The sequence below is a fragment of the Enterococcus sulfureus ATCC 49903 genome (assembly GCF_000407605.1).
In the GTDB taxonomy this organism is placed as follows: Bacteria; Bacillota; Bacilli; order Lactobacillales; family Enterococcaceae; genus Enterococcus_G; species Enterococcus_G sulfureus.
Genome location: NZ_ASWO01000001.1, coordinates 772,541 through 797,798, shown reverse-complemented (window position 1 = coordinate 797,798; position 25,258 = coordinate 772,541). Strand labels below are relative to the sequence as shown.

14 protein-coding genes, 26 tRNA genes, 4 rRNA genes, 1 riboswitch and 1 other annotated feature are annotated in these 25,258 nt (G+C 42.0%); of the genes, 39 read left to right on the top strand and 5 right to left on the bottom strand.

Annotation, left to right across the window (positions count from 1 at the left end; genetic code table 11):
• Positions 1-68: 68 nt before the first annotated feature.
• From rrf (I573_RS03765) to I573_RS03605, 33 genes are all read left to right on the top strand, one after another.
• Positions 69-184, top strand: a 5S ribosomal RNA gene (gene rrf / locus I573_RS03765).
• 236 nt (positions 185-420) lie between these two features.
• A 16S ribosomal RNA gene (locus tag I573_RS03760) occupies positions 421-1,977 on the top strand.
• A 72-nt stretch (positions 1,978-2,049) separates the two neighbouring features.
• Positions 2,050-2,122, top strand: a tRNA-Ala gene (locus tag I573_RS03755).
• A gap of 175 nt (positions 2,123-2,297) precedes the next feature.
• Positions 2,298-5,211: ribosomal RNA gene (locus I573_RS03750) — 23S ribosomal RNA — on the top strand.
• Between the two features lie 69 nt (positions 5,212-5,280).
• Positions 5,281-5,396, top strand: a 5S ribosomal RNA gene (rrf, locus tag I573_RS03745).
• The 16S, 23S and 5S rRNA genes sit together here with 26 tRNA genes alongside, the layout of an rRNA operon.
• A gap of 11 nt (positions 5,397-5,407) precedes the next feature.
• A tRNA-Val gene (locus tag I573_RS03740) sits at positions 5,408-5,480 on the top strand.
• A 3-nt stretch (positions 5,481-5,483) separates the two neighbouring features.
• A tRNA-Lys gene (locus I573_RS03735) sits at positions 5,484-5,556 on the top strand.
• Positions 5,557-5,565: 9 nt separating this feature from the next.
• Positions 5,566-5,647 (top strand) — tRNA-Leu (locus tag I573_RS03730).
• Positions 5,648-5,657: 10 nt separating this feature from the next.
• Positions 5,658-5,730 (top strand) — tRNA-Thr (locus I573_RS03725).
• 10 nt (positions 5,731-5,740) lie between these two features.
• Positions 5,741-5,812 (top strand) — tRNA-Gly (locus tag I573_RS03720).
• 13 nt (positions 5,813-5,825) lie between these two features.
• Positions 5,826-5,911, top strand: a tRNA-Leu gene (locus I573_RS03715).
• Positions 5,912-5,915: 4 nt separating this feature from the next.
• Positions 5,916-5,989 (top strand) — tRNA-Arg (locus I573_RS03710).
• Positions 5,990-5,998: 9 nt separating this feature from the next.
• Positions 5,999-6,072, top strand: a tRNA-Pro gene (locus tag I573_RS03705).
• A gap of 14 nt (positions 6,073-6,086) precedes the next feature.
• Positions 6,087-6,159 (top strand) — tRNA-Ala (locus tag I573_RS03700).
• A gap of 29 nt (positions 6,160-6,188) precedes the next feature.
• Positions 6,189-6,262 (top strand) — tRNA-Met (locus I573_RS03695).
• 17 nt (positions 6,263-6,279) lie between these two features.
• Positions 6,280-6,353 (top strand) — tRNA-Ile (locus I573_RS03690).
• Between the two features lie 38 nt (positions 6,354-6,391).
• Positions 6,392-6,481 (top strand) — tRNA-Ser (locus I573_RS03685).
• A 10-nt stretch (positions 6,482-6,491) separates the two neighbouring features.
• Positions 6,492-6,565: transfer RNA gene (locus I573_RS03680), tRNA-Met, on the top strand.
• A 14-nt stretch (positions 6,566-6,579) separates the two neighbouring features.
• Positions 6,580-6,655 (top strand) — tRNA-Asp (locus I573_RS03675).
• 1 nt (position 6,656) lies between these two features.
• A tRNA-Gly gene (locus I573_RS03670) sits at positions 6,657-6,727 on the top strand.
• 12 nt (positions 6,728-6,739) lie between these two features.
• Positions 6,740-6,813, top strand: a tRNA-Ile gene (locus I573_RS03665).
• A 26-nt stretch (positions 6,814-6,839) separates the two neighbouring features.
• Positions 6,840-6,911: transfer RNA gene (locus I573_RS03660), tRNA-Glu, on the top strand.
• Between the two features lie 12 nt (positions 6,912-6,923).
• A tRNA-Ser gene (locus I573_RS03655) sits at positions 6,924-7,013 on the top strand.
• 10 nt (positions 7,014-7,023) lie between these two features.
• A tRNA-Met gene (locus tag I573_RS03650) sits at positions 7,024-7,097 on the top strand.
• A gap of 14 nt (positions 7,098-7,111) precedes the next feature.
• Positions 7,112-7,184, top strand: a tRNA-Asp gene (locus tag I573_RS03645).
• 8 nt (positions 7,185-7,192) lie between these two features.
• Positions 7,193-7,265: transfer RNA gene (locus I573_RS03640), tRNA-Phe, on the top strand.
• A gap of 8 nt (positions 7,266-7,273) precedes the next feature.
• A tRNA-Gly gene (locus I573_RS03635) sits at positions 7,274-7,344 on the top strand.
• Positions 7,345-7,356: 12 nt separating this feature from the next.
• Positions 7,357-7,430: transfer RNA gene (locus tag I573_RS03630), tRNA-Ile, on the top strand.
• Between the two features lie 31 nt (positions 7,431-7,461).
• Positions 7,462-7,549 (top strand) — tRNA-Ser (locus I573_RS03625).
• Between the two features lie 9 nt (positions 7,550-7,558).
• A tRNA-Glu gene (locus tag I573_RS03620) sits at positions 7,559-7,630 on the top strand.
• Between the two features lie 93 nt (positions 7,631-7,723).
• Positions 7,724-7,816: riboswitch (SMK box riboswitch) on the top strand.
• Entirely contained in the window at positions 7,814-9,004 is a 1,191-nt protein-coding gene (gene metK / locus I573_RS03615) for a methionine adenosyltransferase (RefSeq protein ID WP_016185224.1), read from the top strand. Its footprint overlaps the riboswitch before it by 3 nt.
• Before the next feature lie 69 nt (positions 9,005-9,073).
• Entirely contained in the window at positions 9,074-10,555 is a 1,482-nt protein-coding gene (locus I573_RS03610) for an MDR family MFS transporter (protein WP_016185223.1), read from the top strand.
• A gap of 10 nt (positions 10,556-10,565) precedes the next feature.
• The gene (locus I573_RS03605) at positions 10,566-11,342 is read left to right on the top strand and encodes an alpha/beta hydrolase (protein ID WP_016185222.1); all 777 of its coding nucleotides are present in this window, start codon (positions 10,566-10,568) and stop codon (positions 11,340-11,342) included.
• Between the two features lie 37 nt (positions 11,343-11,379).
• On the opposite strand, the gene mnmM is transcribed toward I573_RS03605, so the two are convergent.
• From mnmM to I573_RS03590, 3 genes are read right to left on the bottom strand one after another with little or no spacing between them, the layout of a single operon-like run.
• Complete coding sequence (gene mnmM / locus I573_RS03600; RefSeq protein ID WP_016185220.1) at positions 11,380-11,943, bottom strand: tRNA 5-(aminomethyl)-2-thiouridylate-methyltransferase MnmM; 564 nt, start codon at positions 11,941-11,943, stop codon at positions 11,380-11,382.
• 12 nt (positions 11,944-11,955) lie between these two features.
• Entirely contained in the window at positions 11,956-12,891 is a 936-nt protein-coding gene (mnmL, locus tag I573_RS03595) for a tRNA modification radical SAM protein MnmL/YtqA (protein WP_016185219.1), read from the bottom strand.
• Positions 12,884-13,516, bottom strand: a complete 633-nt coding sequence (locus I573_RS03590; RefSeq protein ID WP_016185218.1) for a phosphatase PAP2 family protein — start codon at positions 13,514-13,516, stop codon at positions 12,884-12,886. Before I573_RS03590 ends, mnmL begins: the two co-directional genes overlap by 8 nt.
• Before the next feature lie 186 nt (positions 13,517-13,702).
• Here I573_RS03590 and I573_RS11630 point away from each other — a divergent pair, with 186 nt between their 5' ends.
• The gene (locus I573_RS11630) at positions 13,703-15,358 is read left to right on the top strand and encodes a muramidase family protein (RefSeq protein ID WP_016185217.1); all 1,656 of its coding nucleotides are present in this window, start codon (positions 13,703-13,705) and stop codon (positions 15,356-15,358) included.
• Positions 15,359-15,407: 49 nt separating this feature from the next.
• Positions 15,408-15,634, top strand: a binding site (T-box leader).
• 58 nt (positions 15,635-15,692) lie between these two features.
• Positions 15,693-18,107 carry a leucine--tRNA ligase gene (leuS, locus tag I573_RS03580; RefSeq protein ID WP_016185216.1) on the top strand — a complete coding sequence of 805 codons (2,415 nt, stop codon included), beginning with the start codon at positions 15,693-15,695 and terminating at the stop codon, positions 18,105-18,107.
• A gap of 60 nt (positions 18,108-18,167) precedes the next feature.
• Here leuS and I573_RS03575 read toward each other — a convergent pair whose 3' ends face one another.
• On the bottom strand, positions 18,168-18,593 hold the full coding sequence (locus I573_RS03575) for an Ohr family peroxiredoxin (protein ID WP_016185215.1): 426 nt from the start codon (positions 18,591-18,593) through the stop codon (positions 18,168-18,170).
• Positions 18,594-18,681: 88 nt separating this feature from the next.
• Entirely contained in the window at positions 18,682-20,193 is a 1,512-nt protein-coding gene (gene murE / locus I573_RS03570) for a UDP-N-acetylmuramyl-tripeptide synthetase (RefSeq protein WP_016185214.1), read from the bottom strand.
• Positions 20,194-20,364: 171 nt separating this feature from the next.
• On the opposite strand from murE, the gene I573_RS03565 reads away from it, so the two are divergent.
• The 4 genes from I573_RS03565 (at position 20,365) to I573_RS03550 (ending at position 25,255) form a co-directional block, all read left to right on the top strand.
• Positions 20,365-22,011, top strand: a complete 1,647-nt coding sequence (locus I573_RS03565) for a putative polysaccharide biosynthesis protein (protein ID WP_016185213.1) — start codon at positions 20,365-20,367, stop codon at positions 22,009-22,011.
• Between the two features lie 45 nt (positions 22,012-22,056).
• Positions 22,057-22,770: a pseudouridine synthase gene (locus I573_RS03560; RefSeq protein ID WP_016185212.1), complete on the top strand. Its 714-nt coding sequence runs from the start codon at positions 22,057-22,059 to the stop codon at positions 22,768-22,770.
• Between the two features lie 122 nt (positions 22,771-22,892).
• Positions 22,893-23,855, top strand: coding sequence for an AEC family transporter (locus I573_RS03555; RefSeq protein WP_016185211.1), 963 nt, complete (start codon positions 22,893-22,895; stop codon positions 23,853-23,855).
• Positions 23,856-23,869: 14 nt separating this feature from the next.
• Complete coding sequence (locus I573_RS03550; protein ID WP_016185210.1) at positions 23,870-25,255, top strand: MmgE/PrpD family protein; 1,386 nt, start codon at positions 23,870-23,872, stop codon at positions 25,253-25,255.
• The last annotated feature ends 3 nt before the right edge of the window (positions 25,256-25,258 follow it).

Genomic DNA, 25,258 nt, shown 5'->3' with positions numbered 1-25,258 from the left:
AAATGAAAAAACTCGACGAGTTTTGATGAAGTACTTCAATCCAGTTTTGAGTGAATAACTCACCATAGTGTGGTGGCGATAGCGAGAAGGACACACCTGTTCCCATGCCGAACACAGAAGTTAAGCTTCTTAGCGCCGATTGTAGTGAAGGGTTTCCCTTTGTGAGAGTAGGACGTCGCCATGCGTTTGATTATAAGTTTATAATCAAAACAACAGTAATTTCTTATTGACTTGATGTGTAAAAACTGATATGATATAAAAGTTGCTGATGCAATAATGTAGACCTTTGAAAACTGAACAAAGCAAGCAAACGAACCAATAGTGTAAGGTGTTTCTATTTAATAGAAGCAAAAAAACAGCAAGCAATTATTGCTAGCAAAGTCAATTTAGAGCTTAACGATCGTAGATCGTTTCAAATTTTTTTATGAGAGTTTGATCCTGGCTCAGGACGAACGCTGGCGGCGTGCCTAATACATGCAAGTCGAACGCTTCTTACTTATCGAACTTCGGTTCACCAAGTAAGAGGAGTGGCGAACGGGTGAGTAACACGTGGGTAACCTGCCCATCAGAGGGGGATAACACTTGGAAACAGGTGCTAATACCGCATAATTCAGTTTACCGCATGGTAGAGTGATGAAAGGCGCTTTTGCGTCACTGATGGATGGACCCGCGGTGCATTAGCTAGTTGGTAGGGTAATGGCCTACCAAGGCAACGATGCATAGCCGACCTGAGAGGGTGATCGGCCACACTGGGACTGAGACACGGCCCAGACTCCTACGGGAGGCAGCAGTAGGGAATCTTCGGCAATGGACGAAAGTCTGACCGAGCAACGCCGCGTGAGTGAAGAAGGTTTTCGGATCGTAAAACTCTGTTGTTAGAGAAGAACAAGGATGAGAGTAAAATGTTCATCCCTTGACGGTATCTAACCAGAAAGCCACGGCTAACTACGTGCCAGCAGCCGCGGTAATACGTAGGTGGCAAGCGTTGTCCGGATTTATTGGGCGTAAAGCGAGCGCAGGCGGTTCTTTAAGTCTGATGTGAAAGCCCCCGGCTCAACCGGGGAGGGTCATTGGAAACTGGAGAACTTGAGTGCAGAAGAGGAGAGTGGAATTCCATGTGTAGCGGTGAAATGCGTAGATATATGGAGGAACACCAGTGGCGAAGGCGACTCTCTGGTCTGTAACTGACGCTGAGGCTCGAAAGCGTGGGGAGCAAACAGGATTAGATACCCTGGTAGTCCACGCCGTAAACGATGAGTGCTAAGTGTTGGAGGGTTTCCGCCCTTCAGTGCTGCAGCTAACGCATTAAGCACTCCGCCTGGGGAGTACGACCGCAAGGTTGAAACTCAAAGGAATTGACGGGGGCCCGCACAAGCGGTGGAGCATGTGGTTTAATTCGAAGCAACGCGAAGAACCTTACCAGGTCTTGACATCCTTTGACCACTCTAGAGATAGAGCTTTCCCTTCGGGGACAAAGTGACAGGTGGTGCATGGTTGTCGTCAGCTCGTGTCGTGAGATGTTGGGTTAAGTCCCGCAACGAGCGCAACCCTTATTGTTAGTTGCCATCATTTAGTTGGGCACTCTAGCGAGACTGCCGGTGACAAACCGGAGGAAGGTGGGGATGACGTCAAATCATCATGCCCCTTATGACCTGGGCTACACACGTGCTACAATGGGAAATACAACGAGTTGCGAAGTCGCGAGGCTAAGCTAATCTCTTAAAGTTTCTCTCAGTTCGGATTGTAGGCTGCAACTCGCCTACATGAAGCCGGAATCGCTAGTAATCGCGGATCAGCACGCCGCGGTGAATACGTTCCCGGGCCTTGTACACACCGCCCGTCACACCACGAGAGTTTGTAACACCCGAAGTCGGTGAGGTAACCTTTTGGAGCCAGCCGCCTAAGGTGGGATAGATGATTGGGGTGAAGTCGTAACAAGGTAGCCGTATCGGAAGGTGCGGCTGGATCACCTCCTTTCTAAGGAATATTACGGAATACACACGTTCGTTTCCACTTTGTTCAGTTTTGAGAGGTCTACTCTTAATACTCGGGGCCTTAGCTCAGCTGGGAGAGCGCCTGCTTTGCACGCAGGAGGTCAGCGGTTCGATCCCGCTAGGCTCCATAACGACTTTAGTCGTTAAGTTGTTCATTGAAAACTGGATATTGAAGTAAAGAAATCAAAACAAACCGAGAACACCGCGTTGAATGAGTTTTTTAATACGTTCAATTGCTTATTTTTCTTAATCATCTTCTATCGCTAGAAGACAATGATTAAAACCCAACCGTAAGGTTGATAAGGTTAAGTGAATAAGGGCGCACGGTGGATGCCTTGGCACTAGGAGCCGATGAAGGACGGGACTAACACCGATATGCTTTGGGGAGCTGTAAGTAAGCTATGATCCAGAGATTTCCGAATGGGGGAACCCAGCATCTTTTATAGGATGTTACTTTTCAGTGAATACATAGCTGATTAGAGGTAGACGCAGAGAACTGAAACATCTAAGTACCTGCAGGAAGAGAAAGAAAATTCGATTCCCTGAGTAGCGGCGAGCGAAACGGGAAAAGCCCAAACCAAGATGCTTGCATCTTGGGGTTGTAGGACTCCAATATGGTAGTACGATCAGATAGTCGAATGACTTGGAAAAGTCAGTCAAAGAGGGTAAAAACCCCGTAGACGAAATTTGGTATGCACCTAGGAGGATCCTGAGTACGGCGGAACACGAGAAATTCCGTCGGAATCCGGGAGGACCATCTCCCAAGGCTAAATACTCCCTAGTGACCGATAGTGAACCAGTACCGTGAGGGAAAGGTGAAAAGCACCCCGGAAGGGGAGTGAAATAGATCCTGAAACCGTGTGCCTACAACAAGTCAAAGCCCGTTAATGGGTGATGGCGTGCCTTTTGTAGAATGAACCGGCGAGTTACGATTGCATGCGAGGTTAAGCTGAAGAGGCGGAGCCGTAGCGAAAGCGAGTCTGAATAGGGCGTTTTAGTATGTAGTCGTAGACCCGAAACCATGTGATCTACCCATGTCCAGGTTGAAGGTGCGGTAAAACGCACTGGAGGACCGAACCCACGTACGTTGAAAAGTGCGGGGATGAGGTGTGGGTAGCGGAGAAATTCCAATCGAACTTGGAGATAGCTGGTTCTCTCCGAAATAGCTTTAGGGCTAGCCTCGGATTTAAGAATGATGGAGGTAGAGCACTGTTTGGACTAGGGGCCCATCTCGGGTTACCGAATTCAGATAAACTCCGAATGCCATTCATTTATATCCGGGAGTCAGACTGTGAGTGATAAGATCCATAGTCGAAAGGGAAACAGCCCAGACCACCAGCTAAGGTCCCAAAATATATGTTAAGTGGAAAAGGATGTGGGGTTGCACAGACAACTAGGATGTTGGCTCAGAAGCAGCCACCATTTAAAGAGTGCGTAATAGCTCACTAGTCGAGTGACCCTGCGCCGAAAATGTACCGGGGCTAAACATATTACCGAAGCTGTGGAGTGTACCTTTGGTACACTGGTAGGAGAGCGTTCTAAGGGCGTTGAAGGTAGACCGTGAGGACTGCTGGAGCGCTTAGAAGTGAGAATGCCGGTATGAGTAGCGAAAGACAGGTGAGAATCCTGTCCACCGAATGACTAAGGTTTCCTGGGGAAGGCTCGTCCGCCCAGGGTTAGTCGGGACCTAAGCCGAGGCCGACAGGCGTAGGCGATGGACAACAGGTTGATATTCCTGTACTCGTTGTTTTTGTTTGAGCAATGGAGGGACGCAGGAGGCTAAGGAATGCAGACGATCGGAAATGTCTGTCCAAGCAACAAGTCTTAGTGAGAGTCAAATGCTTTCACTTTCAAGGACAAGTTGTGATGGGGAGGGAAATAATAGTACCGAAGTTCCTGATGTCACACTGCCAAGAAAAGCTTCTAGTAAGAAAACAACGACCCGTACCGCAAACCGACACAGGTAGTCGAGGAGAGAATCCTAAGGTGTGCGAGAGAACTCTCGTTAAGGAACTCGGCAAAATGACCCCGTAACTTCGGGAGAAGGGGTGCTGCTCTAACGAGCAGCCGCAGTGAATAGGCCCAAGCGACTGTTTATCAAAAACACAGGTCTCTGCAAAATCGTAAGATGAAGTATAGGGGCTGACGCCTGCCCGGTGCTGGAAGGTTAAGAGGAGTGCTTAGCGTATGCGAAGGTACGAATTGAAGCCCCAGTAAACGGCGGCCGTAACTATAACGGTCCTAAGGTAGCGAAATTCCTTGTCGGGTAAGTTCCGACCCGCACGAAAGGCGTAACGATTTGGGCACTGTCTCAACGAGAGACTCGGTGAAATTTTAGTACCTGTGAAGATGCAGGTTACCCGCGACAGGACGGAAAGACCCCATGGAGCTTTACTGTAGTTTGATATTGAGTGTCTGTACCGCATGTACAGGATAGGTAGGAGCCGTAGAGATCGGAACGCCAGTTTCGATGGAGGCAATGGTGGGATACTACCCTTGCGTTATGGCCACTCTAACCCGCACCACTAATCGTGGTGGGAGACAGTGTCAGATGGGCAGTTTGACTGGGGCGGTCGCCTCCTAAAAGGTAACGGAGGCGCCCAAAGGTTCCCTCAGAATGGTTGGAAATCATTCGTAGAGTGTAAAGGCAAAAGGGAGCTTGACTGCGAGAGCTACAACTCGAGCAGGGACGAAAGTCGGGCTTAGTGATCCGGTGGTTCCGCATGGAAGGGCCATCGCTCAACGGATAAAAGCTACCCTGGGGATAACAGGCTTATCTCCCCCAAGAGTCCACATCGACGGGGAGGTTTGGCACCTCGATGTCGGCTCGTCGCATCCTGGGGCTGTAGTCGGTCCCAAGGGTTGGGCTGTTCGCCCATTAAAGCGGCACGCGAGCTGGGTTCAGAACGTCGTGAGACAGTTCGGTCCCTATCCGTCGCGGGCGTTGGAAATTTGAGAGGAGCTGTCCTTAGTACGAGAGGACCGGGATGGACTTACCGCTGGTGTACCAGTTGTCTCGCCAGAGGCATCGCTGGGTAGCTATGTAGGGAAGGGATAAACGCTGAAAGCATCTAAGTGTGAAGCCCACCTCAAGATGAGATTTCCCATTTCTTTAAGAAAGTAAGATCCCTGAGAGATGATCAGGTAGATAGGTCAGAAGTGGAAGTGCAGTGATGTACGGAGCGGACTGATACTAATCGATCGAGGACTTAACCAATAGAATGAAAAACTCGACGAGTTTTGATGAAGTACTTCAATCCAGTTTTGAGTGAATAACTCACCATAGTGTGGTGGCGATAGCGAGAAGGACACACCTGTTCCCATGCCGAACACAGAAGTTAAGCTTCTTAGCGCCGATTGTAGTGAAGGGTTTCCCTTTGTGAGAGTAGGACGTCGCCATGCTTTATCATATTGGAGGTTTAGCTCAGCTGGGAGAGCATCTGCCTTACAAGCAGAGGGTCAGCGGTTCGATCCCGTTAACCTCCATATGAGTCGTTAGCTCAGTTGGTAGAGCATCTGACTTTTAATCAGAGGGTCACAGGTTCGAGCCCTGTACGACTCATTTTCACATGCGGGTGTGGCGGAATTGGCAGACGCACTAGATTTAGGATCTAGCGCCTTCGGGCGTGGGGGTTCAAGTCCCTTCACCCGCATATTAGTTAGGCCGGCTTAGCTCAGTTGGTAGAGCATCTGATTTGTAATCAGAGGGTCGAGGGTTCAAATCCTTTAGCCGGCATCAGATAAACGCGGAAATAGCTCAGTGGTAGAGCACCACCTTGCCAAGGTGGGGGTCGCGGGTTCGAACCCCGTTTTCCGCTTAGCCAATTTCACGCCGGGGTGGCGGAACTGGCAGACGCACAGGACTTAAAATCCTGCGGTGAGTGATCACCGTACCGGTTCGATTCCGGTCCTCGGCATTATGCGCCCATAGCTCAATTGGATAGAGTGTTTGACTACGGATCAAAAGGTTAGGGGTTCGACTCCTCTTGGGCGCGTTAAATATTCGGGAAGTAGCTCAGCTTGGTAGAGCACTTGGTTTGGGACCAAGGGGTCGCAGGTTCGAATCCTGTCTTCCCGATCTAAAGTTTTAAAGGGGCCTTAGCTCAGCTGGGAGAGCGCCTGCTTTGCACGCAGGAGGTCAGCGGTTCGATCCCGCTAGGCTCCATTATCATTTTAATATTTTAATATGATTTTCGCGGTGTAGCTCAGCTGGCTAGAGCGTCCGGTTCATACCCGGGAGGTCGGGGGTTCGATCCCCTTCGCCGCGATACTTTTTTAAGAGCCTGGACCTTTAGCTCAGTTGGTTAGAGCAGACGGCTCATAACCGTCCGGTCGTAGGTTCGAGTCCTACAAGGTCCATTGCGACATTGTAAGAGCTTTTTATATCATATTTTTACGGAGGATTACCCAAGTCCGGCTGAAGGGAACGGTCTTGAAAACCGTCAGGCGGGTAAAACCGTGCAAGGGTTCGAATCCCTTATCCTCCTTTTATATTATCGCGGGATGGAGCAGTCTGGTAGCTCGTCGGGCTCATAACCCGAAGGTCGTAGGTTCAAATCCTGCTCCCGCAATTAAAAACTAATATGGTTCCGTGGTGTAGGGGTTAACATGCCTGCCTGTCACGCAGGAGATCGCGGGTTCAAATCCCGTCGGGACCGCCACGCGGGTGTAGTTTAGTGGTAAAACTACAGCCTTCCAAGCTGTTATCGCGAGTTCGATTCTCGTCACCCGCTTTTAGTTTTTATGGGCCTATAGCTCAGCTGGTTAGAGCGCACGCCTGATAAGCGTGAGGTCGATGGTTCGAGTCCATTTAGGCCCATTAGTTTCAAAAATTATATATAATATGGTCCGTTGGTCAAGCGGTTAAGACACCGCCCTTTCACGGCGGTAACACGGGTTCGATTCCCGTACGGATCATCAGCTTTTTATGGAGGATTACCCAAGTCCGGCTGAAGGGAACGGTCTTGAAAACCGTCAGGCGGGTAAAACCGTGCAAGGGTTCGAATCCCTTATCCTCCTTTTATATTATCGCGGGATGGAGCAGTCTGGTAGCTCGTCGGGCTCATAACCCGAAGGTCGTAGGTTCAAATCCTGCTCCCGCAATTAAAAACTAATACGGTTCCGTGGTGTAGGGGTTAACATGCCTGCCTGTCACGCAGGAGATCGCGGGTTCAAATCCCGTCGGGACCGCTTATCTTGGCTCGGTAGCTCAGTTGGTAGAGCAATGGATTGAAGCTCCATGTGTCGGCAGTTCGATTCTGTCCCGCGCCACTTGATTTGCGGGTGTAGTTTAGTGGTAAAACTACAGCCTTCCAAGCTGTTATCGCGAGTTCGATTCTCGTCACCCGCTTTTAGTTTTTATGGGCCTATAGCTCAGCTGGTTAGAGCGCACGCCTGATAAGCGTGAGGTCGATGGTTCGAGTCCATTTAGGCCCATTAGTTTCATCATAAAAACCATTTTGGTTTTGGGGAAGTACTCAAGTGGCTGAAGAGGTGCCCCTGCTAAGGGTATAGGTCGGGAAACTGGCGCGAGGGTTCAAATCCCTCCTTCTCCGTTATAATATGGTCCGTTGGTCAAGCGGTTAAGACACCGCCCTTTCACGGCGGTAACACGGGTTCGATTCCCGTACGGATCATCGAGACATTCAATCATAATGATTGAATGTCTTTTTTTGTAGTTATAAATAAAAAATAATTTAAGTAATTTTCTTGAAAAAGTGATATAATCAAAACGTTGCAAGTTCCCGAAAGGATTCGCATATAAACTTATGAAAAGCGAAGATGCCTTGTAACCGATACTTAAACTAGGGGGAATTATTTTGAAAGAAAGACATTTATTTACATCAGAATCTGTATCAGAAGGACATCCGGATAAAATTGCCGATCAAATCAGTGATGCGATTTTGGACGCGATTTTAGAGAAAGATCCTGAGGCACGTGTTGCTTGCGAAACTTCAGTAACAACTGGTTTAGTACTAGTTTTTGGTGAAATTTCAACTAAAGCATATGTGGATATTCAAAAAGTAGTGCGTGAAACTGTCAAAGAAATTGGCTATACACGTGCTAAATATGGCTTTGATGGCGATACTGCTGCCGTTTTAGTTGCATTAGATGAACAATCTGCTGATATCGCACAAGGTGTGGACGAAGCTTTAGAGATTCGTTCAGATGAGAAAAAAGAAGTAGAAGAAATCGGTGCAGGAGATCAAGGGCTAATGTTTGGTTTTGCGATTGATGAAACTCCGGAATTAATGCCATTACCGATTTCATTAAGTCATCGTTTAGTGAGACGTTTAGCTGAATTACGTAAATCTGGTGAAATCGACTATTTACGCCCAGATGCAAAATCACAAGTAACGGTGGAATACGATGAAGAAGATAAACCTTTACGTGTAGACACGATCGTAATCAGTACACAACATGATGAAGAGGTATCCAATGATACGATTCGTCAAGATATGATCGAAAAAGTCATTAAAGAGGTTGTACCTGCTGAATTACTTGATGAAGAAACAAAATATTTTATTAATCCAACAGGCCGTTTTGTTGTTGGTGGTCCTCAGGGAGATGCCGGATTAACAGGCCGTAAAATTATTGTAGATACGTACGGTGGATATGCGCGCCATGGTGGTGGAGCATTTTCTGGAAAAGACGCAACAAAAGTTGACCGTTCTGCTAGTTACGCAGCTCGTTATATTGCCAAAAATATTGTAGCAGCGAAACTTGCAACTAAAGCAGAAGTGCAATTAGCTTATGCAATTGGTGTGGCTCAACCAGTATCGATTTCAATTAATACATTTGGCACGGGTACAGTTTCAAATGAAAAATTAATTGAAGCTGTGCGCAAAGTTTTCGATTTACGACCTGCTGGAATTATTGAAATGCTCGATTTACGTCGTCCAATTTATAAACAAACAGCGGCGTATGGACATTTTGGTCGTACAGATATCGACTTGCCATGGGAACAAACAGATAAAGTAGACGCTTTATTGGCAAGTGTGAAGGAGTAAAGAGGCGACTTCGGATGATGAATTTCATCATCCGAAGTCTTTTTGTATGCAAAAATTTAGGAGGCGAATATGAAAAAAACTAATGTTAAAGCGGTAACGGCCGCTGTATTTATCGCAACATTCATGACGGCAATTGAAGGGACCATCGTGACAACGGCAATGCCTACAATTGTGGGATCTTTAAAAGGGATCAGTATTATGAACTGGGTATTCTCAATATATTTACTGACGAATGCAATGTTCACGCCGATCTATGGGAAGTTAGCTGACAAAATTGGAAGAAAACCGATTTTTATTTTAGGAACTGCTATTTTTATTCTAGGATCGGCTATGTGTGGCTTTTCTTTTTCAATGCTGAGTTTGATCATTTCTCGTGCTGTGCAAGGAATTGGAGCAGGAGCGATGATGCCTGTGGCGTTTACGATTATTGCAGATCTTTATTCTGCTGAAAAGCGTGCAAAAATTATGGGATTTACGAGTACTGCTTGGGGAGTTGCAAGTGTTGTTGGACCTTTAGCAGGCGGATTTATTGTAGATATTTTGAGTTGGCATTGGATCTTTTTTATCAATGTACCTATCGGATTTTTACTATTATGGATGATTCTATTCTTTTTTCATGAAGAAAAATATGATCGTAAAGCCTCAAAAATGGATGTTTGGGGTAGTTTATTGTTAATGGGTACGTTGTTTGCCTTTTTAATCGGTGTTCAGTATCTAGGTGATGAAGGATTCTCACTGAGAGTTTTACTGTTATGGTTGATTAGTATCGCTTGTTTAGTATTCTTCATTCAGGTAGAAAAACGAGCAGAAGATCCAGTGATTTCACTAGATCTATTTAAAAATCAAGCCTTTGTGATTGTAAATATTGTAGCGGCTTTTGTGAGTGGATTTTTAATGGCAGTAGAAGTGTACATTCCAATGTGGATGCAAGGTGTTTTAGGTATGAGTGCGGCAATCGGTGGATTAGTATTAGCACCACAATCGATTTTATGGATCATTGGTTCTTCACGAGCGAGCTTGTGGATGGGAAAATATTCATTAAAACGTAATTTACTAATGAGCTTAACGATTACACTTTTGGGAGGCTTATGTTTATTCTTCACTCCTCAAAATACCCCATTCTTCTTTTTCTTCGTCTATTTGGGAATCATTGGCGCTGGAATGGGTGCGACAATTGTCCTGACAACAGTTAGTGCACAAAATAGTGTTGGAAAAAATCAAATGGGTGTGGCCACTTCTTTTAATACATTAGTGCGAACACTAGGACAAACCATCATGATTGCCTTATTAGGGATTTTATTTAACTACACGACCAATCGTGAGCTTGCATTAGATCACTCTGTACCAAAAGATGCCATGAATCAGTTAGTTGATCCTGCAACTGCAAAACTATTGCCTGATGCGCTTAGAGAACAATTGAGAGGCGTATTATATAATGGCTTGCATATCGTTTATGGTGTTTCATTAGGATTAATTCTGATTGCGGGTATTTTTGTACTGACATTACGCCAAAAAAAGGCGTATACTCAACGTATAAAAACAGAAAAGTAGGTGGCAATTCATGGCCTTATTACAAGCCAATATTTATTCAAATGTATTAGAAATCGAAGTGATGGTCGATATCATCTTACCGCAACAAACGAAAAAAACGTTTGGTACAGACACTGTCGGTCAAACAACTGATGTTCCTGTATTGTACTTACTTCATGGTATGCATGGCAATCATAGTGTCTGGCAACGCCGAACATCAATCGAGCGTTATGTCAATGATTTAGGGATCGCAGTGATTATGCCTTCTACAGATTTAGCTTGGTATACCAATACGACATATGGTATGGAGTATTGGACGTTTATTGCACAGGAGCTTCCTGAGATTTGTCATGAATTATTTCCACAACTGACAACAAAACGCGAAAAAACATTTGCTGCAGGACTTTCGATGGGCGGATATGGCGCTTTAAAATTAGGGCTTTGTTATCCAGAACGTTTCCAAGCAATCGCTTCTTTATCAGGTGCCATTGCACTGGTTGAAATGATGGAACAATTTGAAGAGATTCCAAAACGCGCTTATTGGGAAGGGATTTTTGGTCCTCTTTCTGAAGTAAGAGGATCACAAAATGATCCGATTCATTTGATTAAAGAAGTGGATGCGAAACAGGCACCAGACTTTTTTGTTTGTGTGGGTACAGAAGATCCGTTATATGTAGCCAATCAATACGCAGTGAGTGTCATGAATGAAAAAGGACTAAATGTCGTATATGAAGAAGGTCCTGGTGAACATGATTGGGCATTTTGGGATCAATGGATTCAACGTGTCCTTCAGTGGTTACCGCTATAAATTAAAAAGTACGATCCGATTGCGGATCGTACTTTTTTTAGTTACGGCGTTCAATACAAAATAAGATTGGGGGATGATTGAGTTGATTGATAAATTGATAGTGTAAGACTTGATACTGATGTTGGTCTAATCTTTGGCAGAAGTCTGTGACCGCTTGTAGTTCTTCTTTACCATCTTGATGTCCATAATAAGCAACAATCACGATTCGCCCCCCAAGTGCTAAACGAGAGACTAATTCGTTTAATGCAGTAAGAGTCGTCTGGGCTTTCGTAATAATTTGTTTATCACTTTTAGGCAAATAACCTAAATTAAATAGCGCAGCTTTGACTGAAGTATCATGTGGAATATACGTGTTTATGTTCTCATGACCATCATGATGCAATGCAACTTCTGCGGTCAATGAATATTTGCTCAAAAGTACTGCTGTTTGTTCTAAGGCTTGTTCTTGAATATCAAAACTATGGACAACACCATTTGGTACATGCTGCGCTAAAAACAAAGTATCATGGCCATTTCCCATTGTAGCATCTACTACTGTATCGTGTTCATCCACGACTTCAGCTATTAACTGATGACTATATCGAAGTGCGCTAGCTAACATAATTTATCCTCCTTAAGCGCGAACTGCAAATTTTCCTTGATAACTATCACGGCGTTTCAACTCATCGTCGATTGCATTTAATACTTCCCATTTTTGTCGACTCCACATTGGACCAACTAAAGTGTCCCAAGGTGCATCTCCAGTCAAACGATGAATAATGATTTCTTTAGGGATCATTTCTAATTGATCACAAATCAAGTGAATGTAGCGTTCTTTTGATAAAAGTTGCAAACGTCCTTCATGATAATCGCGCAACATACGAGTATTGCGCATCAAGTGAAGTAGATGTAATTTTATTCCTTGGATGTCCGAATCTAAAATTGTGCGACGGACGTTTTCTAACATCATCTCATCGGTTTCGCCAGGAAGTCCGTTGATCAAATGTGTACACACATTGATATTGTGACGACGTAGTTTAGCCACTCCTTCTAGATAGGTTTCATAATTATGTGCCCGGTTGATTTGGTTACTTGTAGTTTCAAAAGTCGTTTGCAAGCCAAGTTCGACCCAAAGATACAAGTCTTGATTGATTTGTGCTAAATAGTCGACTACATCATCTGGTAAACAATCTGGTCGAGTTCCAATCGATAAGCCTACGACGCCTGGTAAATGAATCACTTGCTCAAAACGTTCTTTGATTACTTCGAGTGGAGCATGTGTATTCGTAAAATTTTGAAAGTACACAATATATTTGGTCACATCAGGCCATTTTTGGTGCATTTGATCGATTTCTTTTTGAAATTGAAGTGGCAAAGGATCGGTTGGAGCCACGATCATATCACCAGAACCGGAAACGCTACAAAATGTACATCCCCCGTGTGCCACCGTCCCATCTCGATTAGGGCAATCAAAGCCACCATCAATGGGGACTTTAAAAATTTTTTCACCAAATTCTTCACGTAATGCTTGATTCCAAGTATAGTAACGTTTCATTTCAGTTTTATTCATGATGAACTCCTTTGTAGATTGGGTATGAAAGAAGTAACCAACTTAGACCAAATAGATATCCACCCAGTACATCACTAGGATAGTGAACACCGGAGTAAATCCGACTGGTCCCGATACCTAAAATAAGGAGTGCGAGAGCGAATTGTAAAATAAAACGTAATGATTTTTGTTTGACCACAAGCGGAAGCAACAATAAAATCATGCCATAAACAACCATGCTTCCAGTAGAGTGTCCACTAGGAAAACTATAAGTATGTTCGGTCACTAAATGTTCTAAGGTAGGTCGTTCACGCATAAAGATCAATTTCAAAACAGAATTTCCAATTGTTGAAATCCCGATTACACCACTAGCAAACCAAATTGCTGCTCGCTTGAATTTTTTGAGGTATAAAAAGCTAAAGACGATAATAGAAATCAATCCAATTGAAATCGGATCACCAAATTTTGTAATCGTTACAAAGAAAGTATTCCAATTTGGATAATCACTGCGAACAAAATCAGTGATCGTTTGATCAAAGGGATGTAGCAAACCCAGTTGAAATTTCACAATACTTGCGAGGCCTAAAAATAAGACCAATGTAATACAGCCGATCCATTGCATATTTGTTAATGATTTGATTTTCATAAAAACTCCTTTCAAACTATATGTTCTGCTAAATTATAGCATAGGATATTTTTTTGTTCTCTTTGAGCGAAACGAGTTAAACAAAACATAAAGTTCCAATCATATAACAACTAGATGACAAATGACGAAGGGACATGATTTTGTATAGAATTGTCGTTATACTGAGCGTAAGAAGGGGGCTAAGAGATGAAAGAGATCACACGGCGAACAGTAAAAGTAACGAAAAAACGTCAATTAACGCTCAGACGATTACGCAAACAATTGATTTTTGCTAGCACATTTGTTACGGCATCTGCAGCAGCGATCCAACTGACGCAAAAACATACTGTTCATGCAACAAGTATTGGTACGGCAGGCTTATCACAAGCACAATTTATCGCACAAATCGCACAATATGCTAAGCCGATTGCAGAATCCAATGATTTATATACTTCAGTCATGATGGCTCAAGCGATTATTGAGAGTAACTGGGGGAATAGTGCGTTGTCACAAGCACCGAATTATAATTTATTTGGAATCAAAGGAAGTTATAATGGCCAAACGGTATCTATGAATACGCAAGAATATCTAAACAATCAATGGGTAACAAAAAAAGAACCGTTTAAACGTTATCCATCCTATCGTGAGTCATTTTTAGACAATGCGGCAACGCTAAGGGGCGTCTCGTTTAGTCCTGGTGTCTATTATTATGCGGGAGCTTTTAAAAGTAATACAACGTCTTATCGCGACGCAACTGCTTGGTTAACGGGACGATATGCAACGGCACCACATTACGCACAAGCACTGAATCAAATCATCGAGACCTATCAGCTGACGCAATACGATAGTGGTGGACCAACGAAACCAGTCGATTACCAGCCGAACAAACCGATACCAGAATCTTCGACTAGTTCAAATATCTATACCGTAGTAAGTGGCGATTATTTAAGCAAAATCGCAAATCAGTTTGGTGTAAGTGTCACACAGATCAAAGCATGGAATAATTTGAGTTCAGATCTGATTTTGGTAGGGCAAAAATTAACCGTTAAAGCGCCAAGTACGCCAGCACCAGTTACGCCGACACCATCCACGCCTCCGACATCAGAAAATACTAGTACGTATACCGTAGTAAGTGGCGATTATTTAGGAAAAATCGCAGCTCGGTTTGGAATCAGTGTGGCACAGTTGAAAAGTTGGAACAATCTAAATACGGATTTGATTTTAGTAGGGCAGAACTTAATCGTTAAAGCGCCAAGTACGCCAGCACCAGTTACGCCGACACCATTAACACCCTCAACATCAGAAAATACTAGTACGTATACCGTAATAAGTGGTGATTATTTAAGCAAAATCGCAAATCAGTTTGGTGTAAGTGTTACACAAATCAAAGCATGGAATAAATTGAGTTCAGATCTGATTTTGGTGGGGCAAAAATTAACCGTTAAGGCGCCGAGTACATCATCGACACCAACTACGCCGACACCATCCACGCCTCCGACATCAGAAAATACTAGTACGTATACCGTAGTAAGTGGCGATTATTTAGGAAAAATCGCAGCTCGGTTTGGAATCAGTGTGGCGCAGTTGAAAAGTTGGAATAATCTAAATACGGATCTGATTTTGGTGGGGCAAAAATTAACCGTTAAAGCACCGAGTACTTCATCACCCTCAACGCCAGTACAAAATCAAACGGCTTCACCGGCACCAAGTACTCCAGTATCAACTAAAACGTACAAAGTCGTCAGCGGAGATAATCTATGGACGATTGCAAGTCGTAACCAAACATCTGTCCAAGCATTAAAACAATTGAATCAGTTAACCTCAGATACGATTTTTATTGGACAAATCCTGAAACTCAAGTAAAACCGTTGAATTTTCAGACAACATTTGATAGACTGAAGGCATAATTGAATACAACACGAAGATTGGGAATAGTAAAATCAATGACTGTTAGTAGAGAGCACATGGTTGGTGAAAATGTGTACAGCAAGATTTGAACTCGCCTAGGAGTGTGTGATTTCTGAACATCAGTAAGAAATTCCGGTAGTTTCCGTTATCACTTTGAGTTTTTTACAGGACGAGTGACTGTAAAAAAGAAGATAGGTGGTACCGCGTAAAGAAAAAAGAGACGCCCTATAAAAAGTTTAGGCTTTTTATAGGGCTTTTTTTATGAAAAAATTTGAAGGAGTGAACCATTGTGAGTTTTAATCACGAGCAAATCGAAAAAAAATGGCAAAAATATTGGGCAAAAAATCATACGTTTAATACCCAAGATAATCCAGAAAAACCTAAATTCTACGCGTTAGATATGTTTCCTTACCCATCTGGTCAAGGATTGCATGTAGGACATCCAGAAGGGTATACGGCAACAGATATTTTGGCACGTTTCAAACGTAGCCAAGGCTATAATGTACTACATCCAATGGGGTGGGATGCCTTTGGATTACCAGCAGAACAATATGCTTTAGATACAGGGAATGATCCTGCTGAATTTACGAAAAAAAATATTGAAACATTCCGTCGCCAAATCAATTCTTTAGGATTTAGTTATGATTGGAATCGTGAAATCAATACAACCGATCCTGAGTACTATAAATGGACACAATGGATCTTTACCAAATTATATGAAAAAGGCTTAGCTTATGAAGCAGAAGTTGCCGTTAACTGGGTACCTGAACTGGGTACGGTCATTGCCAATGAAGAAGTGATCGATGGCAAAAGTGAGCGTGGGGGTTACGATGTTGTCCGTAAACCAATGCGTCAATGGATGTTGAAAATCACAGCGTATGCCGATCGTTTATTAGATGATTTAGAAGATGTAGATTGGCCAGAGAGCATCAAAGAGATGCAACGTAACTGGATCGGTCGTTCGATCGGGGCGAATGTCACGTTTGCTGTAGATCAAACAGATAAAGCGTTTACCGTCTTTACGACACGTCCGGATACCTTATTTGGAGCGACGTATGCGGTACTTGCTCCTGAACTAGATCTAGTCAAAGAAATTACGACGCCTGAACAACGTGAAGCTGTAGAAGCTTATATCGAAGAAGCGTCTAAAAAATCAGATTTAAATCGTACCGATCTTGCTAAAGAAAAAACGGGTGTCTTTACTGGGGCTTATGCCATCAATCCAGTAAACCAAAAACGCATTCCGATTTGGATCGCAGATTATGTATTAGCAAGCTATGGAACTGGTGCGATCATGGCCGTTCCAGCGCATGATGAACGTGACTATGAATTTGCTAAAACGTTTGATCTAGAAATCATTCCTGTTTTAGAAGGTGGCGATGTTACCAAAGAAGCTTTTACTGAAGATGGTGTGCACATCAATTCAGAATTTTTAGATGGTAAAAATAAAGAAGAGGCCATTGCTGAAATCATCGCATGGTTAGAAGAAAAAGGTATTGGAAAAAAAGAAACAAGTTATCGTTTGCGTGACTGGTTGTTTTCTCGTCAACGTTATTGGGGCGAACCGATTCCTGTGATCCATTGGGAAGATGGGACGACAACGACGTTACCTGAAGAAGAGTTACCTTTACGTTTACCTGTAACAAAAGATATCCGCCCAAGTGGAACTGGGGAATCACCATTAGCCAATATTACGGAATGGGTCAATGTCGTCGATCCAGAAACCGGTAAAAAAGGTCGTCGTGAAACCAATACGATGCCACAGTGGGCTGGAAGCTCTTGGTATTTCTTGCGTTATATCGATCCACATAACAAAACAGCTTTAGCCGACTATGCTAAATTAGAGCGTTGGTTACCAGTCGATATTTATATCGGTGGGGCAGAACATGCGGTACTTCATTTACTGTATGCTCGTTTCTGGCATAAATTCTTATACGATATCGGTGCTGTACCAACAAAAGAACCATTCCAAAAATTATATAACCAAGGAATGATCTTAGGCGAAAACAATGAGAAAATGTCGAAATCACGCGGAAATGTAGTCAATCCAGATGACGTTGTCAAACGTTATGGTGCGGATACACTGCGCATGTATGAAATGTTTATGGGACCTTTGGATGCATCGATCGCATGGAGCGAAAATGGATTAGAAGGAAGTCGTAAATTCTTAGATCGCGTATGGCGTTTGATCGTGGATGAAGATGGAAAATTACGTGATCGTATCACGACGTTCAACGATGGAAAATTAACCAAAGTGTATCATCAAACCGTGAAAAAAGTAACGGAAGATTATGAGCATTTGCGCTTTAATACGGCGATCTCACAATTGATGGTCTTCATCAATGAAGCCTATAAAACAGATGCATTGTGCTATGAATATATTGAAGGGTTTGTTCAATTATTAGCACCGATCGCACCACATATGGCAGAAGAGTTATGGGAAATCCTAGGCAACAAAGAAGGGATCTCTTACGTTCAATGGCCAACTTATGATGAAAAAGAATTAGTTGAAGATGAAGTAGAAATCGTGCTACAAGTCAACGGTAAAGTTCGCGCGAAAGTCAATGTAGCGTTAAATGAAACAAAAGAAACGCTAGAAGAACTTGCAAAAACGCATGAAGCGATCACAGACCAACTAGAAGGAAAAACGATTCGTAAAGTAATCGTCGTACCAAATAAATTGGTCAATATCGTAGCCAATTAAATAAAAAGCGCACCGGAAAGGAAAGACTTCCTCTCTGGTGCGCTTTTTTTCATCTTATGCTTAAGCTTCTGTTCCATCTTCAGCTTCGTAAGTTACCTCAACGTTGCCGCTGATTGCTTTAGAATAAGGACAGATGCTATCTGTTTCTTTCATGTATTTTTCAGTATCTTCTTTTGAAAGACCATCGATTTTACCGATCAATTTAACTGCTAAATGTAAAGTTGTGAAGTCAGGTAGATCACCTAATAATGTCACTTCAGCACGTACGCTGCGGTTACGATCGCCTAAACCATCGCGTTCTAAAGGAAAGACCATAGCGCCGTTGAAACAAGCGGCAATCCCTGCTGCAAATAATTCTTCAGGATTTGTATAGCCTGCTTTATTGGTACCGGTAGTTTTTACTTCAAAATCACCATTTAATGATTTACTAACGCCTTCACGTCCGCCTTCGTTGATTACAGTTGATACGCCCATTTTTTTACTCATATATCCAACACTCCTTTAATTTAAGTACTCTTTAACTATAATCGATTCACGAAAATAAGGAAAAAGAAGTGCTTGTGAGAAAACCGACTTAATCGTTAAACCAACGTGATGCAAGCACGATATCTCCTTCATAAGGTTCACCACGTCCGTTGATCTTCATCGATTGTTCAGTACCTTTTCCACAGATCGCAACAACGTCTGCTTTCGTTGCGTGTTCTAGGATCATCGTGATCGCTTTTTCTCGATCGACTTCGATCGTGATCGGAATGTCACTGGTCACTTGTTCTTTGATCTCGGTTGCGATCACAAATGGATCTTCAAAATCAGGATCATCACTAGTTAAGATCGCTTCATCTGCGACTTCAGATAACGCTTTGGCGATATCTTCACGTCTTCCAAGTGCTTTGCCACCAGTACTTCCAGTTAAGATCAAAACGCGTCCATCTGGGCGTAGTTGATGTGCAAGCTCGCCGATTGCTTTTATACTTAAATAATTATGCGCAAAGTCGACTAAGACAAGTGGCTGATCGTGTTGTTCGATGACATGCATCCGCCCAGGAATCACGGTCTCTTTTAATGTCTGGTGTGCAATTTCAGGATGAAAACCGAGTAGCTGCATGGCTAGTAGTGCTGCAACGGCGTTATCGTGATTGAATGTACCTAAAATGCCTAACTGATACTCATCTTCCAATCTCGCCATATCTAGTTCATTTGCTTGAAGATCAAAGTTTCGCGTATCTTTGTGATCTTGAATCTGAATCATCGCTTCATTTGTTCGACCGAATGTCACGTAAGGAACGTGATGCAATGTGGCTGTATCGGCAAGTAAATCAAAATAGTCCATATCTTGGTTTAAAATCATTTGCTGGCTATTTTGGATCAACTGACGTTTACAATATAAGTAGTCATCAAAAGTTGGGTGCTCGATAGGACTAATATGATCTGTTCCGATATTTAAAAAGATCCCCACTTCGAAATTTAATCCATACACGCGTTTTGTTTTATACGCTTGTGAAGACACTTCCATTACCAAATGAGTCACTTTATGCTCGACTGCTATGGCCATTTGAGCGTAAAGTTCAAGCGCTTCAGGTGTGGTCAAATGTGAGCGCGTGTAAGTCGTACCGTCTAAACAAGTTTCTTCAGAAGAAAATAAGGCGACTTTATGATGGGTTGCTTTTGCTAAAGCATCTTTTAAGAAATAGGCCGCTGTTGTTTTACCTTTGGTTCCTGTAATCCCGATTTTGATCAATTTTTTTTGAGGATGTTGATAAAATTCTTGTGCCAATAGAGCCATGGCTTTACGAATATCGGTCACGATAAAACCAATTGCGTCTACATCAAAAGGACTTTGCGCAATATAAGTCGTCAATCCTTGTTCAATGGCTTGTGTTAGGAAGCTTTCTTTAAAACCAGCTCCTTTACAAAAAAATAACGTTTCTGAATCAACTGTTCGCGAGTCATAAGATAGTGTTGTAAATTGTTGTTCTTTATAATCAAGTGGTAATGAAAAATACCATGTATGATCGACAATGATTTCTTTTAATAAATCTGCTTGTTGTAAAATCGTTTGGACCTTGTGTAAATTCAGTTGGTACATCCGTTTGCACTCCTTTATGTAGGATCTATTTAGTTTATCATACACCGAATAGCAAGAGAGAAAAAGAGAAGATTTCTTAAGAGCAATTAACCTTTAGAAAAATTGATTGCGGCTTTTTGACTTTCGCATTAAAATAGAAAGTAATGTAAAAAAGAAATTGGAGAAGTGAGAATGGAAAAACAAGGAAAAATCCAAGATGTTCCATTGAGTAACGAGGAGCAAATGGCACGTGGTTCTGCCTGGATGACATTTGGTAATATTGGATCACGCTTGTTAGGTGCATTGTATATTTTACCGTGGTATTTTTGGATGGGCTCGTATGGCAAAGAAGCAAATGCCTTATTTGGTATGGGATATAATGTCTATGCGTTGTTTATCATGATTTCGACTGCGGGGATTCCAGCTGCAATTGCCAAGCAAATTGCGTACCATAATTCACGTCATGAGTATAAAACAAGTAAAAAATTATTCATTCGAGCGTTGCAACTGATGGCCATCTTTGGTGGTATAGGCGCACTGGTGATGTATCTGTTTTCACCATTTTTAGCACATGCTGCAGGTGGTGGAGATGAATTGATTCCAACCATGCGCTCTTTAAGTCTGGCATTGTTGATCATTCCGATGATGAGTGTGATGCGTGGTTATTTTCAAGCGATGCACAATCTAGCCCCTTATGCGATCTCACAGTTAGTTGAACAAGTGGCACGAGTCTTTTATATGCTTCTTGCTACGTTTATTATCATGCGTTTAGGTAGCGGTAATTATATCGATGCGGTTACACAATCTACTTTTGCAGCTTTCATTGGTGCAATCGCAAGTTTTGCTGTGTTATTGTTTTATTTCCGTTCCGAGAAATTGCGGATGGATGTACGTGCAGAAGTGAGTGAAGAAGATATCGTATTAGATACAAAATCACTTCTTTTGACGACGATTCATGAATCGATTCCGTTTATTATTGTTGGTTCAGGAATTACATTATTTAAATTGGTGGATCAGTATACCTTTATTAAAACGATCGAGAGCTTTACAAATTATACGCATGCCCAAGCAATTGGATTATTTGCGTTATTTAGTGCCAATCCGGATAAATTAACAATGGTTGTGATCGGTCTAGCCATTGCGTTAGCTTCTGTGGGGTTGCCTTTGATTGCAGAACATCATGCAAGTAACAATAAAGTCGGATTAGCTAAGTTGATCAGCAATAACTTACAGCTTTATTTTTTTGTTATGTTACCAGCTACATTTGGGATGATGCTATTGGCGTTTCCGCTAAATACGATTTTTTATGGGCCAGACGCGTTTGGAACCAACTTATTGATCGAAGCGACATTATCAGGTTTAGTTCTTGGATTATTTATGCTTAGTGCGAGTATGCTTCAAGGAATGTATCAAAATCGTGCAGCGGTGATTTATCTGGTTGTTGGATTCATCATCAAGTTAGTGATTCAAATTCCATTTATCTATTGGTTTGAATCGTATGGACCACTGCTTTCAACAACGATAGCCTTAGCGGTAACGTGTTTCCTAAACATTCGTAAGTTATACGACTTAACTGGATTTAATCTCGGGATGACAATGCGTCGAATTGGCTTGTTTTTGGTTATGACTGTAGCCTTAGTCGTCGTTGCCGGTATCGCACGATTGATTCTGGGGCAATTTTTAGCAATCGACCGTAAATTACCAGCGTTTATCTTAGTATTATTGGTTGCTGGAATCGGTGCAATAACGTATATTTATTTAGCACTTAAAATTAGAATCGCCGATCGCCTATTAGGGCCAGGTATGGAACGTATGCGAGCACGGTTACACATTAAATAAAAAGCAGACAATTATTTGTCTGCTTTTTCTACTAAAGGAGAACATATGCGATTAGATAAATTTTTAGCTGATATGGAGTTTGGCAGTCGAAAAGAAGTCAAACAAGTGATAAAAAAAGGACGAGTGAAAGTCAATGGAGTCGTGTGTAAATCAGATAAAACACAAGTCAACGAACATCTAGATCAAATTTCAGTGGATGATGAAGCGGTAATCTATCAAAGCCAATTTTATTATATATTGCATAAGCCACAAGGTGTGATTTCTGCAACTGTTGATAATTTTGACGAAACAGTGGTGGATCTATTGGATGATGAGGTTTTTCGTGAGGATCTATTTCCAGTAGGACGTTTAGATAAAGATACAGAAGGGCTATTGATTCTAACCAACGATGGCGCTCTAGCACATCGCCTATTGTCACCTAAAAAGCATGTTGAAAAAGCATACTATGCGAAAGTTGCTGGACAAATGGTACCAAAAGATATAGAAGCCTTTAAGACAGGGCTAATGATTGATCAAAACGAGTTGTGTTTGCCGGCTGAACTCACGATTTTATCCTATGATCCGATCCTTGATGAAAGTGAAATCGAATTGATTTTACACGAAGGAAAATTTCATCAAGTCAAACGTATGGTACAGGCTGTGGGAAAAGAAGTCACGTATTTGAAACGGATTCGTATGGGAAAACTAGTATTACCAAGTGATTTAGCTTTAGGTGAATATCGTGAATTAACGACAGAAGAATTGGAACTATTATCTTAAAAAGAAGGCTGCGACTCGCAGCTTTCTTTTTTTTCTAACAATTTTGTTTGATTAATCAATGAAAAATGTTGGAGACTTTATGGTAAATTAAATTGAAAATTACATAAAGGAGCTGTGATGAAATGAATCATATCGTACAATCGCTAACGATTGTTCTCCCTATTTTATTTGTTTTAGTGCTTGGATTTTTAGCTGGAAAAAAACAAGCATTTGGAAAAAGCGATCAAGCTATCCCAGTAATCAATGAGCTCGTATTAACCTTTGCTTTACCAGCATCGTTATTTGTTGGAACAATCAGTGTCACTCGTGTGCAATTAGCTGGAGAAATGGATTTATTTACTGGATTACTGATTAGTTTACTTTTAGCTTATTTTTTAGGATTGGTTGTCGCGAAGTACTGTTTTAAACGAAATATGGTAGAAGCATCGATTGCAGGATTAGCAGTTGCTTTTTCAGCGGGCCCTTTTTACGGTCCAGCATTATTAGGAAGTATTTATGGGACGAAAAGTGACGTAGCGGTTAGTATCATTTCACTTCTATTGAATGTTTGTATCGTACCGTTAGCTACAATCGTGATCAAATTAAATACTACAGGAAAAGAACATGATTCTGTTGGAAAAATGATTGGACAATCGTTGTATCAAGCAATTATTAAAACACCATTTGTATGGGCTCCACTGATTGGATTTATCTGTGTATTTATTGGAATTGATTTTCCAAAAGTTGTCACAAGTTCATTGACGTTAATTGGTGAGGCAACGGCTGGCGTTGCGATCTTCGTAGCAGGGATGACGATTGCTGCTCATCATTTTAAATTAACAAAAGAAGTTCTATGTATTACGATTTTAAAAAATATTGGCTTACCATTGATCTTTGTCGCAATTGCAGTTTTAACCCATCTCAAATCTGGAAGTGTCACTTTTAATGAAGGGTTATTATTAGCAGCATTACCTTCTGGACCGATGATTGTTTTATTATCAACGAAATATAAACAATACCAACAAGAAGCATCATCAATCTTAGCTTTATCTACGGTTGGAATGATCATCACTATCACAATTGTAATTAGTCTTTTAGGCGTATAAAGGAGAGAACAAACATGACAAAAACAAAAGTAGAACAACTTGCAGCATATGCATTACGTGCACAATATGAAGAGCTATCAGCAGAATCAAAAAAACAAATCCCTGTTCATATTTTAGATTCACTTGGCTGTCAAATTGCAGCTATGGGTGCGATCCCAGTGAATGCTTGTCGTGAACAAGTGCAAGAATTTTCTCCAAGCGGACAAGCAAATCTCATTGCAGGGGGCACTTCTAGTCCTGTTTATGCTGCTTTTTGGCATACAGCGCTAGTTCGCTATGTCGATGCAATGGATAATATTTTAGCACCGACAGAAACTGCACATACAGCGGATAACTTTGGTGGGATTTTAACAGCTGCAGATTTAGCCGATGCAAGTGGAAAAGAATTGATGGTAGGCGTAGCTCTCGGTTGGACGATCCAAACTCTTTTAGTACAAAAGGGTAATTTTATGACTAAAGGATTCGATCATACGGCGCAATTAGCTTTTTCAATTCCAGCAGCTGCAGGACGTCTACTTGGTATGGATGAAAAAACAATTGCTAATGCTTTAGCAATTGCGATTTCAAGTGATGCATCTTTTGCAGGAATTCGTTCAAAACCATTATCAGAATGGAAAGGACTCGCTTCAGCACAGTCCGCTCTTGGTGCGTTTAATGCGTTATATTTAGCTAAACGTGGAATCGAAGGGCCACTGGCTATTGTAGAAGGACCACAAGGAGTGGAAAATCTATTAGGCGAGCCTTTAGCTATCGATTGGGAACATGAAAAGTATGAAGGTGTGACGGAATCTACAATCAAAAAATTTGTTGCGATGATCCATACGCAATCGGCAATCGAATGTATTTTAGAATTGTTAGCAAAAGAAACTATTGATCCGCAACACATTACGCGTATCGATGCTGAAGTACCACAAATCACGTATGACTTTGCTGGCGGTGGTCTTTATGGGAATGCGGATTTAGCGATCACGACTAAAGAACAAGCCGATCACTCATTACCCTATCTATTAGCAGTAGCGATTTTAGATAAACAAGTAATGCAAGCCCAATTTACTCCTGAACGTATTAATCGCCAAGATGTTCAAACCTTAATGCAAAAAGTAACAGTCGAAGCTAATGAAGAGTTTACAAAACGCTATCCAACTGAATTCTGTGCAAAAATGACACTTACATTAGAAGATGGAACTTCAGTAACACACGAAGTAAAAGATTATCCTGGAATGCCATGTCGTCCATTTACTTGGGAAGATGCAGTAGATAAATTTGATCGAATGACAACTGGATATATTACTTCAGCCCAACAAACACAAATTAAAGATATTGTGCGAACGTTAGAAACTCGTCAAGTTCGTGAATTAATGGATGTATTAAACGCCTTACCGTATCAAAAAGCAAAATAAAAA

What these genes read in the sequence shown, in the direction of transcription:
- mnmL (WP_016185219.1), bottom strand. Translation starts at nt 12,891, where the DNA reads ATGAATAAAACTGAAATGAAACGTTACTATACTTGGAATCAAGCATTA.
- I573_RS03605 (WP_016185222.1), top strand. Translation starts at nt 10,566, where the DNA reads ATGGCCTTATTACAAGCCAATATTTATTCAAATGTATTAGAAATCGAA.
- I573_RS03555 (WP_016185211.1), top strand. Translation starts at nt 22,893, where the DNA reads ATGAATCATATCGTACAATCGCTAACGATTGTTCTCCCTATTTTATTT.
- I573_RS03575 (WP_016185215.1), bottom strand. Translation starts at nt 18,593, where the DNA reads ATGAGTAAAAAAATGGGCGTATCAACTGTAATCAACGAAGGCGGACGT.
- murE (WP_016185214.1), bottom strand. Translation starts at nt 20,193, where the DNA reads ATGTACCAACTGAATTTACACAAGGTCCAAACGATTTTACAACAAGCA.
- I573_RS11630 (WP_016185217.1), top strand. Translation starts at nt 13,703, where the DNA reads ATGAAAGAGATCACACGGCGAACAGTAAAAGTAACGAAAAAACGTCAA.
- I573_RS03550 (WP_016185210.1), top strand. Translation starts at nt 23,870, where the DNA reads ATGACAAAAACAAAAGTAGAACAACTTGCAGCATATGCATTACGTGCA.
- I573_RS03610 (WP_016185223.1), top strand. Translation starts at nt 9,074, where the DNA reads ATGAAAAAAACTAATGTTAAAGCGGTAACGGCCGCTGTATTTATCGCA.
- mnmM (WP_016185220.1), bottom strand. Translation starts at nt 11,943, where the DNA reads ATGTTAGCTAGCGCACTTCGATATAGTCATCAGTTAATAGCTGAAGTC.
- I573_RS03560 (WP_016185212.1), top strand. Translation starts at nt 22,057, where the DNA reads ATGCGATTAGATAAATTTTTAGCTGATATGGAGTTTGGCAGTCGAAAA.
- I573_RS03565 (WP_016185213.1), top strand. Translation starts at nt 20,365, where the DNA reads ATGGAAAAACAAGGAAAAATCCAAGATGTTCCATTGAGTAACGAGGAG.
- I573_RS03590 (WP_016185218.1), bottom strand. Translation starts at nt 13,516, where the DNA reads ATGAAAATCAAATCATTAACAAATATGCAATGGATCGGCTGTATTACA.